The organism is Campylobacter sp. BCW_6467, assembly GCF_001762855.1.
Taxonomy (GTDB): Bacteria; Campylobacterota; Campylobacteria; order Campylobacterales; family Campylobacteraceae; genus Campylobacter_D; species Campylobacter_D jejuni.
This window is the reverse complement of sequence record NZ_MJXP01000017.1, coordinates 1-16,691: the sequence shown is the minus strand read 5'-3', so window position 1 is coordinate 16,691 and position 16,691 is coordinate 1. Positions and strand designations below refer to the sequence as shown.

The 16,691-nt window shown below is 30.7% G+C and carries 15 protein-coding genes and 1 pseudogene; 15 read left to right on the top strand and 1 reads right to left on the bottom strand.

What is annotated here, in order from left to right; genetic code table 11:
- Window positions 1–127: 127 nt before the first annotated feature.
- A complete protein-coding gene (locus AJ888_RS01530) occupies window positions 128–934 on the top strand; it encodes an inverse autotransporter beta domain-containing protein (protein ID WP_002861901.1) in 807 nt (268 codons plus the stop codon).
- Here the strand turns inward: AJ888_RS01530 and AJ888_RS01525 are convergent.
- Window positions 931–2,307, bottom strand: coding sequence for a cation:dicarboxylate symporter family transporter (locus AJ888_RS01525; protein WP_002861900.1), 1,377 nt, complete (start codon window positions 2,305–2,307; stop codon window positions 931–933). The genes AJ888_RS01530 and AJ888_RS01525 overlap by 4 nt on opposite strands.
- A gap of 261 nt (window positions 2,308–2,568) precedes the next feature.
- Here AJ888_RS01525 and cetC point away from each other — a divergent pair, with 261 nt between their 5' ends.
- The 14 genes and pseudogenes from cetC to AJ888_RS01455 form a co-directional block, all read left to right on the top strand.
- Window positions 2,569–3,063 carry an energy taxis response protein CetC gene (cetC, locus tag AJ888_RS01520; RefSeq protein WP_002861899.1) on the top strand — a complete coding sequence of 165 codons (495 nt, stop codon included), beginning with the start codon at window positions 2,569–2,571 and terminating at the stop codon, window positions 3,061–3,063.
- A 117-nt stretch (window positions 3,064–3,180) separates the two neighbouring features.
- Window positions 3,181–4,560, top strand: a complete 1,380-nt coding sequence (gene cetA / locus AJ888_RS01515; protein WP_002861898.1) for a bipartate energy taxis response protein CetA — start codon at window positions 3,181–3,183, stop codon at window positions 4,558–4,560.
- Window positions 4,561–4,577: 17 nt separating this feature from the next.
- On the top strand, window positions 4,578–5,075 hold the full coding sequence (gene cetB, locus AJ888_RS01510; protein ID WP_002861897.1) for a bipartate energy taxis response protein CetB: 498 nt from the start codon (window positions 4,578–4,580) through the stop codon (window positions 5,073–5,075).
- Window positions 5,076–5,162: 87 nt separating this feature from the next.
- Window positions 5,163–7,022: a tRNA uridine-5-carboxymethylaminomethyl(34) synthesis enzyme MnmG gene (gene mnmG / locus AJ888_RS01505; protein ID WP_002861896.1), complete on the top strand. Its 1,860-nt coding sequence runs from the start codon at window positions 5,163–5,165 to the stop codon at window positions 7,020–7,022.
- The gene (locus AJ888_RS01500) at window positions 7,023–8,309 is read left to right on the top strand and encodes an arsenic transporter (protein WP_002861895.1); all 1,287 of its coding nucleotides are present in this window, start codon (window positions 7,023–7,025) and stop codon (window positions 8,307–8,309) included.
- 89 nt (window positions 8,310–8,398) lie between these two features.
- Window positions 8,399–8,902 carry a ubiquinol-cytochrome c reductase iron-sulfur subunit gene (gene petA / locus AJ888_RS01495; protein WP_002852880.1) on the top strand — a complete coding sequence of 168 codons (504 nt, stop codon included), beginning with the start codon at window positions 8,399–8,401 and terminating at the stop codon, window positions 8,900–8,902.
- Between the two features lies 1 nt (window position 8,903).
- Window positions 8,904–10,154 carry a cytochrome b gene (locus AJ888_RS01490; protein ID WP_002861894.1) on the top strand — a complete coding sequence of 417 codons (1,251 nt, stop codon included), beginning with the start codon at window positions 8,904–8,906 and terminating at the stop codon, window positions 10,152–10,154.
- Complete coding sequence (locus AJ888_RS01485) at window positions 10,151–11,275, top strand: cytochrome c1 (protein ID WP_002861893.1); 1,125 nt, start codon at window positions 10,151–10,153, stop codon at window positions 11,273–11,275. Before AJ888_RS01490 ends, AJ888_RS01485 begins: the two co-directional genes overlap by 4 nt.
- Window positions 11,276–11,402: 127 nt before the next feature.
- Window positions 11,403–12,566, top strand: a complete 1,164-nt coding sequence (locus AJ888_RS01480; RefSeq protein ID WP_002861892.1) for an SAM-dependent methyltransferase — start codon at window positions 11,403–11,405, stop codon at window positions 12,564–12,566.
- A gap of 115 nt (window positions 12,567–12,681) precedes the next feature.
- Complete coding sequence (gene rpsB / locus AJ888_RS01475) at window positions 12,682–13,473, top strand: 30S ribosomal protein S2 (RefSeq protein ID WP_002861891.1); 792 nt, start codon at window positions 12,682–12,684, stop codon at window positions 13,471–13,473.
- Complete coding sequence (gene tsf / locus AJ888_RS01470; RefSeq protein ID WP_002852901.1) at window positions 13,473–14,546, top strand: translation elongation factor Ts; 1,074 nt, start codon at window positions 13,473–13,475, stop codon at window positions 14,544–14,546. Before rpsB ends, tsf begins: the two co-directional genes overlap by 1 nt.
- 12 nt (window positions 14,547–14,558) lie before the next feature.
- Window positions 14,559–15,194 (top strand): ABC transporter ATP-binding protein, encoded by a 636-nt coding sequence (locus tag AJ888_RS01465; RefSeq protein ID WP_002861890.1) that lies wholly within the window; start codon window positions 14,559–14,561, stop codon window positions 15,192–15,194.
- A complete protein-coding gene (gene fliR, locus AJ888_RS01460; protein WP_002855878.1) occupies window positions 15,181–15,948 on the top strand; it encodes a flagellar biosynthetic protein FliR in 768 nt (255 codons plus the stop codon). The genes AJ888_RS01465 and fliR overlap by 14 nt, the downstream gene beginning before the upstream one ends.
- Window positions 15,949–16,004: 56 nt before the next feature.
- Window positions 16,005–16,691 (top strand): annotated as a pseudogene (locus tag AJ888_RS01455) (highly acidic protein); the annotation flags it as partial.

The window sequence follows — 16,691 nt, the reverse complement described above, 5'->3', positions numbered from 1 at the left end:
TATTTTAATTATACACTTATTTACTTTAAATTTGCTAATTTTAGTTTTTAGTCTTTGTGGAATTTTTATTTATATTATTTTTTTATAATAAATACTCAAACAAGAAATAATAAGGAATATAAGAATAATGAGGGGTATTTTTTATATAATAGCATTGTTTTCTTTACTCCATGCCGATGAACTTGCAGAGGCTTTAGTAAAAAATAATAATCAAAATTCTTGGGAGCACTTTGATTATAAAAACACCAAAGAAGCTCCAAAAATTCAAGAAGAGAATGTGGATTTTAAAAGTACTTTTGATAGCTTGCTTTCAAAAACTTTAGAAAATAATAATGGTATAGATAAAACAGATGGGAATTTAGATTTTCAAAACGAAAACGCGCAGGTTAAAAATTTAAGTTCTCTTTATGAGGGAGAGAATAATTCTTTGCTTTTTCAAAAAGAACTTTTTGTGGCTCAAGATAATTATAATTACTCAGGGGGCTTAATCAATCGTTATGAAAAAGATGAATTTTTATTTGGAGTTAATGGTTTTATTGACAAACAAAAGGAACAAAAAGATACTAAAAGCTTTGGTACAGAGTTTGGTTATAGTAAATTTATAAAGGCTTATAGTAATTATTACATACCCAATGAAGCAGAAAAAAATTTACAGCTTGGAATGAGTTTTGTAATTCCAACTTACACCGCTTTTGCTTTTGATATAAGCAAGGATAATGATAAAACTAATTATCAAGTATCTTACTCTCCTTATAGTGTATTTAGTTTAAATTTATTGCGTCGTGATTATAGCGCAAGAGAGACTGTTGATGATACCGTTGTTCAAGTTGGATTTAGTTTTAATTTCAATGAAAGTTTTTTAAAACAATTTAGGAAAAAAGATAATACTTTAGAGGAGGTTAATCGATATGATTTCCTCCAAAGAACCCATTAGTTCATTCCAGCATTATGGAATTTTTCTGGATTATCCATAGCATAGTTGAATTTTTCCTGATCAATTTGTTTATCCCAGATCGCAACGATTAAGGCTGCTACTGAATTTCCACAAAGATTTCCAACAGCCCTCATTTCAGACATAAATTTATCAACACCTAAAAGAACGCCTATAGCAGCTACTGGTAGAACTTGCGCTAAGGTTGCATTTGCTTCTGAAATTTCCATATTTCCTAGAGCTGCAAGCGTACTTCCAAGCACTATAAAACCTGATCCAGTTACACCCACTGCACCTTTTGAAGCTATCATTAATACTATTAAAATACTGATTTCGTGTGTTAAACTTAAATTTACATTAAAAGCTTGTGCTAGAAAGATTAAGCTCATAGCTAGATAAATATTTGTACAATCAAGATTAAAACTATATCCCGTTGGTAAAACAAGTCCGACTGTTGCTTTAGAAAGTCCCGCTTTTTCTAGTTTTCTCATTAAAGGAGCAAGTGCAGACTCGCTTGAACTGGTTGCAAAAACGATCAATACTTCTCTTGAGATAAATCTCATAAATTTGAAGATATTTACTTTTGCAAAATAACAAATCAGACCTAAGATTCCAAATATAAAAACAAGACATGAAATCAGCATCACTAAAAGTAAATATGCTAAGTTGATCAAAGAGCCAATTCCGTATTGAGCTATGAGTACAGCCATTGCTGAAAAGGCGGCAATAGGACTAAAATACATAATGATTTGTAGAATTTTAAAAACAAAATTTTGCACCACTTCAAAAACTCTTTGAATTGCCTGTTTATCTTCTATTCTCATTAAAGAAATAATCAAAGCAGTAACTATAGCAATAACTAAAACTTGTATGGTTTTTCCTTCTGTAAAAGGCGTGATAATATCAGTAGGCATAGCATCTTTTAAAATATGCATGATCTCAGAGCTTGCGCTTACTTCTGTGGTTTGAGAAATGTATTTTTGAACGCTTTTTGTATCAAGTTGACTTGGATCAAGATTCATTCCATGACCTGGTTGCATAACATTTGCCATAAAAATACCTATAGCAAGTGCTAAAGTACTTACAACTTCAAAGTAAATAACCGCTTTAGCACCAATACTACCTACTTTTTTTAAACTTTCAAGACTAATGATACCCAAAACCAAAGTAACAAAAATAATAGGACCTATAAGAACCTTTAAAGCACCTATAAAATAATCAACTCCTGGTTTGCTAGCAATGGCTAATTCTTTATCTGTATAGCCAAGTATAATACCTGTAATAATGCCTATAATCACCCAAAATCCAAGACTTTTTATAATACGTTTATATAAAGGCGGTTTTCTTTCAGCTAAAGTTTGACTTAAAGTTTCCAAGTTTATTCACTCCTTTTGATCTTTTGTGAAATATAATTTTAACAATGCGTATTGTAAATTTTAACAAAAAAACAAATCTAGAAATACTTTCTTTTATATGATATGACAATTTTTTATATAAATGTTACAAAATTTCTCATTATTTACATTATAAAATTTAAAATATTTTTTGAAAATTTTATAATTTAGTATACTTTTTATTGTTTATTATTAGTAATAATTCTATTTTTGATTTATTTGTTTTATTGGGATGTTTTAATTATGAAAGAAATAGTTTTGTCTGAAAATGCTTTAATTACTTCTAAAACAGATCTTAAGGGGAATATCATTTATGCCAATAATGACTTTTTACAATACGCAGGTTATAAAGTCGATGAGCTTTTGTATAAATCTCATAATATAGTAAGACATGAAGATATGCCACGTACTGTATTTAAATGTCTTTGGGATTATATTCAAAAAGGAGAAGAAATTTTTGCATTTGTAAAAAATAAAGCCAAGGATGGTAGTTTTTACTGGGTGTTTGCAAATGTAAGTGCTTCATTTGATGCCAATGGAGATATCATCAACTACTATTCTGTTCGTCGTGCACCCAATAGAAAATCTCTTCCTATAATTGAAGAAGTTTATAAAATTTTACTTGAAAAAGAGCAAAAATCAGGCATTAATGCTGGAGTTTCGGCTTTAATGGATATTGTAAGTTCTTATAAAATGACTTATAATGAACTTGTTTTTAACTTGCAAGAAGATAACTAAATAAGATATATTTAATCTTTTTTATTGTACAATCTTCGCCTAAAAATTAAAGTAATATATTATTAAAGTATTACTTTAATTTATGACTTCAAAAATTTTTAATAAAGGGGTAAATTTATGGTGAAAAATGGATTATTATTAACTATTTTTCTAAGTATTATCGGTGTTTTAGGTGCCATTTTTATTCATATTTATGTTGGAGTGATAATTTTTATTTTAATCGCTGTTTTAATGATTTATTTGCTTAGACAACACAAAGATGAGCAAATAATGATAGATAAACTTTTGGTTCTTTGTAGAGAGTTAAAAGAAGGAAATTTTGACAATAGAATGATCTATGTAAAAACAAAAAGCAAAAAATTAGCCGAAATAGCAGATAATCTTAACAATACTATTGATGGACTAGAAGCTTATTTAAGGGAAATTAATACTTCTATTTCTTGTTCCCAAAAAGGCGAATTTTATCGTAAGGCTTTGCCTGAAGGTTTAAAAGGAATTTTTGCTCATAATATCGAATTTATAAATAAAGCTTTAGCAAACATAGAAGTGACAGCAAGATCCACTTTTAAAAATGCTTTATCAAGAACTTTAATGGATTTAAGCCTTGGAAATCAAAATAAAGATATGTCTCAAATTTCTAGCTCATTAAATCAAGATATTAGCATGATGAAAAATGTATATGATACAGTTGATGCCATTACTCATACAGCTACAGAAAATGGCTCAGAGGTGGATTCTTTGCAAAGTGCCATGGGTTCTTTAATGGATGTTGTAAATTCGAGCAAGGAAACAGTACAAACTTTTGTGGCTAATTCCCAAAATATTACTTCAGTGGTTGAAGTAATACGCGATATAGCTGATCAAACCAATCTTCTAGCTTTAAATGCTGCTATTGAAGCTGCACGTGCAGGAGAACATGGTAGGGGCTTTGCGGTTGTGGCTGATGAAGTTAGAAAGTTAGCAGAAAGAACTCAAAGATCTACAAGCGAAATTTCCATTGCAATTCAGACTATGCAACAGGATTTTGTAAATATCCAAAGTGGCAGCGATCAAGTTTTTAACATTGTTAGTGAATCTGAAGAAAGAATTAATAAATTTTCTCAAGCTTTTAAACGTCTAGAAGAAAATAGTAGTGCTCTTGGTGTTAATTTTGGATCCTTTGCAAAGAGATTGATTTTATCTGTAGTTAAAATCGATCATATTCTTTATAAATCAAATATATATTTAAATTTAAATGGGGCTCAAAATTTCAATCTTGAAAGTGTAGATCCAATTTCTAATCTTTGCCAAGATGAGAGAGCTCAAGGTGTTATTAATGAACTTAGTTCTGAAACTGAGTTAAATTTAGCTAAAGAATTTATAAAAGATAACGCTAAAAAAGCAATAGAAGAATCAAGTCAAGATTATATCGATCAAAAAGCTTATGATGCGATTGTAAATGATATTAAATCACTAGAGCAAAGAAGTGCTGAAATCTTAGCAAAATTAAAAATATAAATTAAGAGGGTGGGGAAATGTCAAGAGAAATTTTTTTACAAGAAGATAGTTTAATTACTTCTAAAACAGATTTAAAAGGTAAAATAGTTTATGCAAATGATGATTTTTTAAAATATGCAGGTTATACCATGGGTGAAGTTTTAAATAAACCTCATAACATAGTAAGACATGAAGAGATGCCAAAAACTGTTTTTAAATATTTATGGGATTATATGAGAGAGGGTAAGGAAATTTTTGCTTACGTAAAAAACAAAACTAAAGATAACAATTACTACTGGGTTTTTGCAAATGTAACTCCATCAATAGATATTAATAATAATATCATAGGCTATTATTCCGTTCGTCGTATGCCAAATAAAAGCGCTATTTCTACAATAGAAAGCCTTTATAGCGATCTTTTAAGAGTAGAACAGCAACAAGGTTTAAATAAGGGTGTTGAGATGCTTAAAAATTTCTGCAAAGATGCAGATAAAACTTATAATGAGTTAATTTTCTCTCTCCAAGAAGCTAAATAAATTTTTGTTAGGCTTAAAACGAGTTTGTTTTAAGTCTAAATATTATATAATCTTTCTTTTAAAAATTCACATTTTTCAAGGCAAAATATGTTTGATGTCATTGTTATAGGTGGTGGACATGCGGGTGTTGAAGCAAGTGCTGCTGCTGCTAGAATGGGTAAAAAAACCTTACTTTTAACTACATTGATTGAGCAAATAGGAGCAGCAAGTTGTAATCCAGCTATAGGTGGACTTGCAAAAGGGCATTTGGTAAAAGAACTTGATGCCATGGGTGGTCTTATGGGTGAAATCACCGATGAAGCGGGAATACAATTTCGCATTTTAAATGAAAGTAAGGGTGTAGCCGTTCAAGGAAGTAGGGCGCAAATTGATATGGATAAGTACCGTATCATTGCACGTAATAAACTTTTAAAACTTCCAAATTTAGAAATTTCTCAAGAACAAGCGAATGCTTTAATCGTAGAAAATGATGAAGTTAAAGGCGTAAAAACAAATTTAGAAAATACATATTTTGCCAAAAAAGTGATCCTAACAACAGGGACTTTTTTAAATGGACTTATTCATATAGGCGAAAATAAACTTCAAGCAGGAAGGGTAGGGGAGCTTGCTTCAGTAAATTTAGGCAATTATCTACAAACTTTGGGTTTAAAAATGGGGCGTTTAAAAACAGGAACTTGCCCAAGAGTAGATGCAAAAAGTATTGATTTTAGCGCACTTGAAATCCAAGATGGCGATGTAAATCCTAAAGCTTTTAGTTTTCGTTCAAGAAATTTTAATCCTACTCAACTTCCTTGTTATATCGCACGCACTAATACAACTACACATGAGATTATTAAGAATAATTTTTATCGTGCCCCACTTTTTACAGGACAGATTGAAGGCGTGGGGCCAAGGTATTGTCCTTCTATAGAAGATAAGATCAATCGTTTTAGCGACAAAGAAAGTCATCATCTTTTTATAGAGCCTCAAACTATCGATGCAACGGAGTATTATATCAATGGTTTTTCTACTTCTTTGCCCTATGAAGTGCAAACTCAAATGCTACGTTCTGTAAAGGGTTTTGAAAATGCTAAAATAACCCGTTTTGGTTATGCTATAGAATATGACTATATAGAGCCAACTGAACTTAAGCATACTTTAGAACTTAAAAAGATTAAAAATCTTTATTGTGCAGGACAGATTAATGGAACTACAGGTTATGAAGAGGCTGCAGCACAAGGCTTTATGGCAGGAATCAATGCAAGTTTAAGCATAGATATGAAAGAGCCTTTGATTTTAAGGCGTGATGAAGCTTATATAGGAGTTTTAATCGATGATTTGGTAGTAAAAGGTACAAAAGAACCTTATAGAATGTTTACTTCAAGAGCGGAATTTAGACTGCTTTTAAGGGAAGAAAATGCTATACTTAGACTTGGAAAATATGGCTATGATTTAGGGCTTTTAAGCGAGCAAGATTTTACTTATATACAAAATATCGCAAACAATCTTCAAAAAGGACTTGAATTTTTACTTTCTAAAGAATTCACGCCTAATAACCAAAATAATGCTTTTTTAGAGAGTTTAGGAGAAGATAAAATTTCTTCTATAGTCAATCTTCAAAAAATTGTCGCAAGAGCAAGTTTTGATATAGAAAAATTAAAAAAACTTGATCCTATGTTTGAAACTATGGATCATTACTCCTTAAGAGAGATTTTAAATGAGGCAAAGTATTATCATTACATTAGTATGCAAAAAGCTCAAGTAGAAAAAATGAAAAATCTTAGCGAGCTTAAAATTCCTGAAAATTTTGATTTTAAAAGTGTAAGCGGTTTGAGTAATGAAGTTGTAGAAAAGCTTAATCATCATAAACCTCCAACTATTTTTGCTGCAAGTCAAATCAGTGGAATCACTCCTGCGGCGTTGGATATTTTGCAAATTTATATCAAAATGCAAAAGAAAAAAGCTTAAATGCTTGCTTTTTTTATTTTTTTATCTACTTTAATTTTACTTTTTTGGCGTCCATGGAATTTACCTATTTGGGTATTTTCTAGCTTGGGAGCTTTTTTTGTTTTTATTTTTCAATTGGTAGATTTTAAAGATGCTTATTTTGTTTTTTCTTTGGTTTGGGATAGTTCTTTAACTTTAGTTGGGTTGATTATCCTTTCTTTTAGCTTGGAAGCTTTAGGATTTTTTGATTTTATTGCGAGTAAAATTTTGCATTTTTCTAGAGAGAAAAATCAAGAAAAAATTTATATTAGCACAAAAAAGTTGATGTTATTTTTGTTGATTTTTGTCTTTTTTCTTTCTGCATTTTTTGCTAACGATGGAGCGATTTTAATCATTACACCTATTATTATAGCTTTATTTTCAACTCTTAAAGATTGTAAAAATCATGCTTTTATTTTAAGTTCTTTTTTGCTTAGTCTTTCTTTTTTATGTGATGCAAGTTCAAATGCTTTGGTTATTTCAAATTTAACCAATATCATTACAGCAAATTATTTTAAGATAGAATTTTTAGAATTTGCTAAAAATATGTTTTTGCCAAATTTTTTTGTTTTGCTTTCTACTATAGTTATGGTTTTTATGCTTTATGGGAGAGTTTTGCCTAAAAGGCTTGAATTTAAATTAGTCAAAAAAGAGCAAATTTCATTGAAATTGTTTTTTCTTTGCATAGTATTTTTACTTCTTTTTGTGATCAGTTTTTTTATAGGTGAAATTTTTGATATTAAAATAAGTTTTTTTGCTTTGCTTTGGGCGGGAATTTTTTGGCTTATTGTTTTAAAAATTCAAGGTAAAAAAAGTGTTAAAATTCTTTTTGAAGCACCTTATGGAGTTTTGCTTTTTAGTTTTGGGCTTTATATGGTGGTTTTTGCTTTACATAAAATAGGCGTGAGTGAAATTTTGGTTAAAAGCTATGCTTTTTTGATGCAAGATAAGAGTGGAATTTTTGGTGTGGCTTTGATTTCAGCTTTTGGATCTTCTGTGTTTAATAATTTGCCTATGGTTTTAATCGGCGATTTGGCATTAAAAGAATATTTTGAGAATTTTTCTTTTGATTCCTTGATGATTTATGCGCATCTTTTGGGGGTAAACATAGGCCCAAAACTTACGCCAATAGGTTCTTTGGCAACTTTGCTTTGGCTTGGAGTTTTGGCTAGAAAAGGCATTAATATTTCTTTTTGGCAATATTGTAAATTTGGCTTTTTGATAACTTTACCTGTGCTTGTTTTTTCTCTTTTTGCTCTTATTGTCTAAATATCAAAACTTGTTAAACAAAGAAAAAATTTATTTTAATTTCGATAAACTTTTAACTTGGTTAAAAAATAAAATCGAAAGGACAAGTTATGGCTACATCTGAGAGTAGACGAAGCTTTATGGGCTTTGCATTTGGAAGCGTAGCTGCTGTAGGCGGTGTTTTCTCGCTTGTTGCGATGAAAAAAACTTGGGATCCACTTCCAAGTGTCAAAGCTGCAGGTTTTACTACAGTAGATTTATCAGGAATGCAAGATGGAGAGCTTAGAACTATAGAATGGCGTAAAAAGCCTATTTTTATATTAAAAAAAGATGCGAGTATGCCAAAAGATGAAAAACGTGATGTTGTGGTAGATAACGCAGCTTATACTGTGGTTATAGGACTTTGTACGCATTTGGGTTGTATACCTGCTTACCAACCAAGCGAGCAATTGTTTAAATGTGCCTGTCATGGTGGAGAATTTGACACAAGTGGAAAAAATGTCTTTGGACCTCCTCCAAAGCCTCTTGAAATTCCTCCTTTTAAGATTGATGGAACCAAACTTGTTTTAGGTGAAGAGGGTCCTGAATATAAAAAAATGATAGCGGAGGCTTAAGATGGCACAAATTAGAAAAGCTAATGGTCTTGTAGATTGGCTTGATCAAAGACTTGCAATACATAAACTACTTGATGTTTTAATGGTAAAGTATTGGATACCAAAGCAAATTAACTTTCTTTGGGCAATGGGGGTTATTTTAACCACTCTTTTTGCAGTGCTTTTTGTTACAGGACTTTTACTTGTGATGTATTATAAACCAGATACTGCACTTGCTTTTGATAGTGTGAATAAGACTATTATGCAAGAGGTGGATTATGGATGGCTTTGGCGTCACATGCATGGTGTTGCCGCTTCTGTTGTATTTTTGATTATATACATACATATGCTAACAGGAATTTATTACGGTTCTTATAAAAAAGGTCGTGAGATGATTTGGGTTAGCGGTATGCTTTTGTTTGTTGTATTTTCTGCTGAAGCTTTTAGTGGGTATATGCTTCCTTGGGGACAAATGAGTTATTGGGCAGCTCAAGTAATCACTAATCTTTTTGGAGGGATACCATTTATTGGCCCTGAGCTTGTGATTTGGATTCGTGGAGATTATGCGGTTTCTGATCCAACTTTAACAAGATTTTTTATGCTTCATGTGTGCTTGCTTCCTATAGTTATCATTGCTATTATAGCATTTCACTTCTATTCTTTAAGAATTCCTCATGTTAATAATGAAATTTCTGAAGAACTTGACTTTGACTTAGAGGCTGAAAAGTACATGGCAGGTGACACAAAGGGTTCTAAAGTGATTCCTTTTTGGCCAGGATTTTTATCAAAAGATTTTATGTATATAAGCTTTTTTATGATTTTCTTCTTTTATTTAGTCTGTTTTAAATTTGAATTTGCAATGGATCCAATTAATTTTGATCCGGCTAATGCGCTTAAAACACCAGCTCATATTTATCCTGAGTGGTATTTCTTATGGAGTTATGAAGTTTTAAGAGGATTTTTCTTTGATATTGCAGGTATTAAAGCTTTTGATATAGGTTTGGCTGCATTTGGTATTGCTCAAGTGATTTTCTTCTTGCTTCCTTGGCTTGATAGAAGTGATGTTGTAAAACCAGCCCATGAAAGACCTTTATTTTTCATTTGGTTTTGGATATTACTTATTGATTTAATTGTTTTAACAGTTTATGGAAAATTACCTCCAACAGGTGTAAATGCTTGGGTAGGATTTTATGCTTCTATAGTATTTTTACTTTTACTTATTGTAGTTTTACCGGTTATTACTATTATGGAGAGAAAAGGAGCTAAACAATGAGAGAAATAAAAATATTTTTAGTTGTGGTAGTTTTTACTGCGTTTGTATATTGGGGGGTAGAGCCTTATGCTCATTCAGTGATGAAACCTCATGTTGCTCCTGCAAATTTTGATTTTGCTGTTGAAGATACTACTTTTGCAAAAGGTATAGTTGAAGCTAAAGAATTAGCTCTAAAAGATGCACAAGCTTCAGGAGATGCTAAAAGAATAGAGAGTGCAAACAAAGAACTTGAAAAAGCAAAAGAAGAATTAAGCAAAGTTGAAACACTTTGGGCAGATGTTGCAAAGATCGATTTTGCTAAGGGTGATGCAAAAAAAGGTAAAGAATTTTTTGAAAATAACTGTTTTGCATGTCATGGTCTAAAAGAAGATGGAATAACAGCTAATATTACTGATTCTTCTATGGGAGTAATACCACCTGATCTTAGTGCAGCTGGTGCTATTTTTGATGAAAAATTTTTAGCAGCTTTGATTATGCATCCTGCGCTTGCTTTAAAAGTAGATCATAAATTTGGTGATGCTTTTATTATGACAGCTTACAATAAAGATACTTCAGGAGAAAGCGAAGAAGCTACAAATGCAAATATAGCCAATGTAATTGCTTATCTTAAAGATGTGAGTGTTAAATTTGAAGCCAATGAAGATGCTACTATTAAGAAAGATGTTGAGGCAAAATATGCTAAAATGGAAAATAGTGCTCAAAAAGCGGCTTTAATGGAAAAAGATATAAAATTTGCTAAAGATAAAGCAACTTTTATTGAGGCTTGCGGACGTTGTCATGATATGAAATACGATAGCTTTTTTACTCCATCAAATCAAAATGATTTAAAAACTTATTTAGGTTCTGTTCCGCCTGATCTTTCTATGATGATAAGATCTCGTGGTGAGCAATATTTACATGATTTTATTAATAACACTCAAAAACTTCTTCCAGGAACCGCTATGCCAAGAGTAGGTTTAACAGAAGCTGCACAGGCTAAGGTTGTATCTTATATTGATCAAGTGGGTGATAGCAAAAAAGAAGAAAGAAAAACTACAGGAATTTATGTAATGATATTCTTTGTAATTTTAAGTATTTTTGCTATAGGTTGGAAGCGTTCTGTTTGGTCTAAATTACATTAATATTACATTTTTTGCCATTATTTAATGATAATGGCAAAAATCTTATTTTTTCTTCATTTTTATTAATTTTTAATATTTAAAGAGAGATACTTCAAAATATAATTATTTTAGAATTTAGGAGTATTTTATGTTAGAAAAAACTTTAATCAAATCTATTTTAAAAAAATGGGATTATGGGGATTTTAGAGTTGTTTTTTGGGATAAAGAAGAATTTTTTATCGGAAACAAACCTGCTAAATTTTCTTTAATTTTTAAAGAAAAAATTCCTTTTTTGGAGTTATTTGGTGATACAAGTTTGGTTTTTGCAAGACATTATATGCAGGCAAAACTTGACATAGAGGGCGATTATGATGAAATGGCTAGGGTATTATATTATTTTTCTAATCAGCAATTTTTTAAAACCAAAAAAGATGTATTGAGTAAAATAACTCAAAAGCAAGAAAGTAAAAATATCAAAAGTCATTATGATATAGGTAATGATTTTTATAAGCTTTGGCTTGATGATACTATGAGCTATTCTTGCGCTTATTTTAAAGAGCCTAATAATACTCTTTATGAAGCTCAAATTAACAAAATAGAACATACCCTTAAAAAACTTGATTTAAAAGAAGGAGAAAAGCTTTTAGATATAGGTTGTGGCTGGGGTTGGCTTTCTATTATGGCGGCTCAAAAGTATGGAGTTAAGGTTGTTGGAATTACTATTTCAGAGGAGCAGTGTAAAAAAGCTAAGGAAAGAGTAAAAGAACTTGGTCTTGAAGATAAAATAGAAATAAGACTTCAAAATTATCAAGATTTAGAATTTGAAAATTATTTTGATAAAGTTGTTTCTGTGGGTATGTTTGAACATGTAGGTAAAGAGAATTTAGGACTTTATTTCATGAAAGTAAAACAAGTGTTAAAACCTGGAGGTTCTATGCTTTTACATTCTATTTTAGCCATGTTTGAAGGAAAAACAAATGCTTGGATAGATAAATATATTTTTCCAGGAGGATATTTACCTTCTTTAAGAGAGGTTGTAAGTGCTATGAGCGAGTGGGATTTTCATCTTCTTTTAGCAGAAAGTTTAAGAATGCACTATGCAAAAACTTTAGATTTATGGGATGAAAATTTTAACAAAGTATTGGACAAGGTAAGGGAAAAATATGATGAAGAATTTATAAGAATGTGGGATTTATACCTTCGTTCTTGTGCCTCTGCTTTTCGTGTTGGAAGCGTGGATTTGTTCCAATTTTTAATCACAAAAGAAATCAATAATAATCTAAGCCTTACCAAGGACTACATATATAAGTAAAAACTAAACTTAAATTTGATAGAATCTTAGCTTCATTTCACACACATCAATTCTTTTTAGCTTGTGTAAATTAAGGGATGTGGAGGAATAAAGCTAAATTTATAAGGAGAAACTCATGGTTAGTATGAGAGATTTATTAGAATGCGGTGTGCATTTTGGACACCAAACAAGACGCTGGAATCCAAAGATGAAAAAATTCATTTTTGGCGAGAGAAAAGGTATTTATGTAATTGATTTACAAAAAACTTTAAGATATTTTAGATATACCTATAATATCGTTCGTGAAGCTGCTGCCGAAGGAAAAACTATACTTTTTGTTGGAACAAAAAAACAAGCAGGTGGAGCGATTAAAGAATACGCTGAAAAATGCGGTATGCCTTATGTAAATCATAGATGGCTTGGCGGTATGATGACAAATTTTGGTACTATTCGCCAATCAATTAGAAAATTAGAAGTAATTGAAAAAATGGAAGAAGATGGAAGTATTAAGCTTTTAACTAAAAAAGAAGCTTTAATGCTTACAAGAAAAAAAGAAAAATTATTAGCTTATTTAGGTGGAATTCGTTATATGAAAACTCAACCTGATATGATTTTTGTTGTTGACACAGTAAAAGAAAAAATTGCTGTTCAAGAAGCAAATAGATTAAGAATTCCTGTTGTAGCTCCACTAGATACAAACTGCGATCCTGATTTGGTAACTTATCCTATCCCAGGAAATGATGATGCAATTCGTTCAGTGCAACTTTTCTGTCAAGAAATGGCTGAAGCGATTAATGAAGGAAAAGCTTTAAGAGAACAAGATGGTGAAGCTTTACCAAATGAAGAAAAAGAAATCACCGATGAAGAGAAAAAAGAAGTTTTAGATGAAGCGATGAGCGAAGAAGACTTCAGTGAGGAGCAAGAATAATGGCTGAAATTACTGCTGCAATGGTAAAAGAACTCCGCGAAAGTACAGGTGCGGGGATGATGGATTGTAAAAATGCTTTGAGTGAAACTAATGGAGATTTTGATAAAGCAGTACAACTTTTAAGAGAAAAAGGTTTAGGTAAGGCTGCTAAAAAAGCAGATAGACTTGCTGCAGAAGGTTTAGTAAGTGTAAAAGTAAGTGATGATTTTACAAGTGCAACTGTAAGTGAGATTAATTCCGAAACAGATTTTGTGGCAAAAAATGATCAGTTTATCGCTTTAACAAAAGATACTACAGCTCATATTCAAAGTAATAGCTTACAAAGTGTGGAAGAACTTCATTCAAGCACAATCAATGGCGTAAAATTTGAAGAATATTTAAAAAGTCAAATTGCAACTATAGGAGAAAACTTAGTTGTAAGAAGATTTGCAACTTTAAAAGCAGGTGCTAACGGCGTTGTAAATGGTTATATTCATACAAATGGCCGTGTTGGTGTTGTGATCGCTGCAGCTTGTGATAGTGCTGAAGTAGCTTCAAAATCAAGAGATTTATTAAGACAAATTTGTATGCATATTGCAGCAATGAGACCAAGTTATTTAAGTTATGAAGATTTGGATATGACTTTTGTTGAAAATGAATACAAAGCTTTGGTTGCTGAACTTGAAAAAGAAAATGAAGAAAGACGCAGGCTTAAAGATCCAAATAAACCTGAACATAAAATTCCTCAATTTGCAAGTCGCAAACAATTAAGCGATGCAATTTTAAAAGAAGCTGAAGAAAAAATCAAAGAAGAACTTAAAGCTCAAGGTAAACCTGAAAAAATTTGGGATAATATTATCCCAGGTAAAATGAATAGCTTTATAGCAGATAATTCTCAACTTGATAGCAAACTTACTTTAATGGGTCAGTTTTATGTGATGGATGATAAAAAAACTGTAGAACAAGTGATCGCTGAAAAAGAAAAAGAATTTGGCGGAAAAATTAAAATTGTTGAATTCATTTGCTTTGAAGTTGGTGAAGGTTTAGAAAAGAAAACTGAAGATTTTGCGGCTGAAGTTGCTGCACAACTTTAAAAACGGTTAAAAATGGAACTCTTAAGAGCGGAAAATTTAAGCCATAGTTTTGATTATCCGCTTTTTGAGGGTTTAAATCTTACTTTAAATACTAAAGATTGCATTGCTATTCAAGGGAGCAGCGGTTGTGGTAAATCTACTCTTTTGCATATACTTTCTTCTTTATTGATTCCAAAAAAAGGTGAAGTTTTTTTTAAAGGTTCTAGTCTTTATCAGATAGATGAAAACAAAAGATTAAAAATTCGCCGTTATGATTTTGGTATTATTTTTCAGACACATTATCTTTTTAAAGGTTTTTCAGCTTTAGAAAATATCGAACTTGCTAGTGTTTTATCGGGTCAAAATTTAGATGAGAAAATTTTAAAAAGATTAGGTATTGATACGCTTTTACATCAAAAAATAGGAAAGCTTAGCGGCGGACAACAACAGCGTGTGAGTATCGCACGTGTGCTTTGTAAAAAACCAAAGATTATTTTTGCTGATGAAGCAACTGGAAATTTGGATTTTGATAATGCTAAAAATGTTATCGAGCTTTTAATATCCTATGTTAAAGAAAATGATGCAGCTTTATTTTTTGTAACTCACGATAGCAAGCTTGCAAGTTTTTGTGATAAAACTTATACTATAAACGCCAATGGAATTTGTTAATTATTTAGGTGATAAAAATGTTGTAACTTTTATGTTGCTTCTTGCTAGAATGAGTGGTCTTATAGTTTTTTTTCCTTTTTTTTCACATAATTCTATTCCTATGGTGATAAAAAGTACTATAGTTTTATTTTTGACTATGTATTTATATCCTTTGGCTAGATTAGAATCTTTGCATTTAGATAGTTTTTTTGTTTTGCAGCTTATTAGTGAAGTGATTTTTGGAATGATAGCAGGATTAATGCTTCAAATTATTTTTGCTATTATTATGATGGCAGGTGAGCAGATTGCTTTTACTATGGGATTTACTATGGCAAGTATATTAGATCCAAGTTCTGGAACGAGTATGCCTATCACATCTCAAATTTTAAATTTGCTTGCTTTGATGTTTTTTCTTGCTTTTGATGGTCATCATTTAATGCTTTTGTTTTTAAGTCATTCTTTAGGTTATATTAGTTTAGGTGGATTTTATCCGCATGAGAATCTAATGCATTATTTAAATATGGGTATGTTTAATATTTTCATCATAGGTTTTACTATGAGCTTTCCCATACTTGGAATTTCACTTTTAGCCGATGTTATTTTTGGACTTTTGATGAAAACAATGCCACAATTTAATCTTTTAGTTATTGGCTATCCTATAAAGATAGCTTTAGGCTTTGTAGTTTTGATCGCTATTTTATTAGTTATGATGCAATATTTTAAAAATTTAATTTTAGAACTTTTTACTCATATGCAAACTCTTTTTTTCTCCTAAGGAAAGGATAAATGAAATTATCGTAAAATAGTGATTATTTTTTAAGGATTAAAGTGATGAAAATTTTACTTTTAAATGAAAACCCTGTAGTTTCAAGACTTGTAAGCCTTAGTGCTAAAAAAATGTCTTATGATTTTGAAGAACTTAATGCTTATAGTGAAAATTTGGGTAATTATGATGTGATTGTTGTAGATAGCGATACTCCAGCACCTTTAAAAATTCTTAAAGAAAAATGTGATAGATTGATTTTTTTAGCTCCGCGAAACCAAAATGTAGAAGATATAGATGCGCAAATTTTACAAAAACCTTTTTTACCTACAGATTTTTTAAATTTACTTAATAATAAAGATACAAACAAACATACATCTATTGATTTGCCAATGTTAAGCAATGATGAAAATCCTTATGCTGATATAAGCTTGGATTTAGATAATTTAAATTTAGATGATTTGCCTGATGAAAATTCTTTAGATATAAATTCAGATGGAATGGAAGATTTGAGTTTTGATGATGATGCGCAAGATGATAATGCAAACGAAACTTTAGAAACTCAAAATTTAGAAGATGAAAATTTAGAACAAGAAGCAACTAAAGAACAGACTCAAGAAGACATTCAAACTGATTTAGATTTAACTTTGGAAGATGGCGGAAGCGAAAAAGAAGACTTAAGCCAAGAACATACAGCTTTGGATACTGAGCCTAGTTTAGATGAACTAGATGATAAAAATGATGAAGATTTAGAA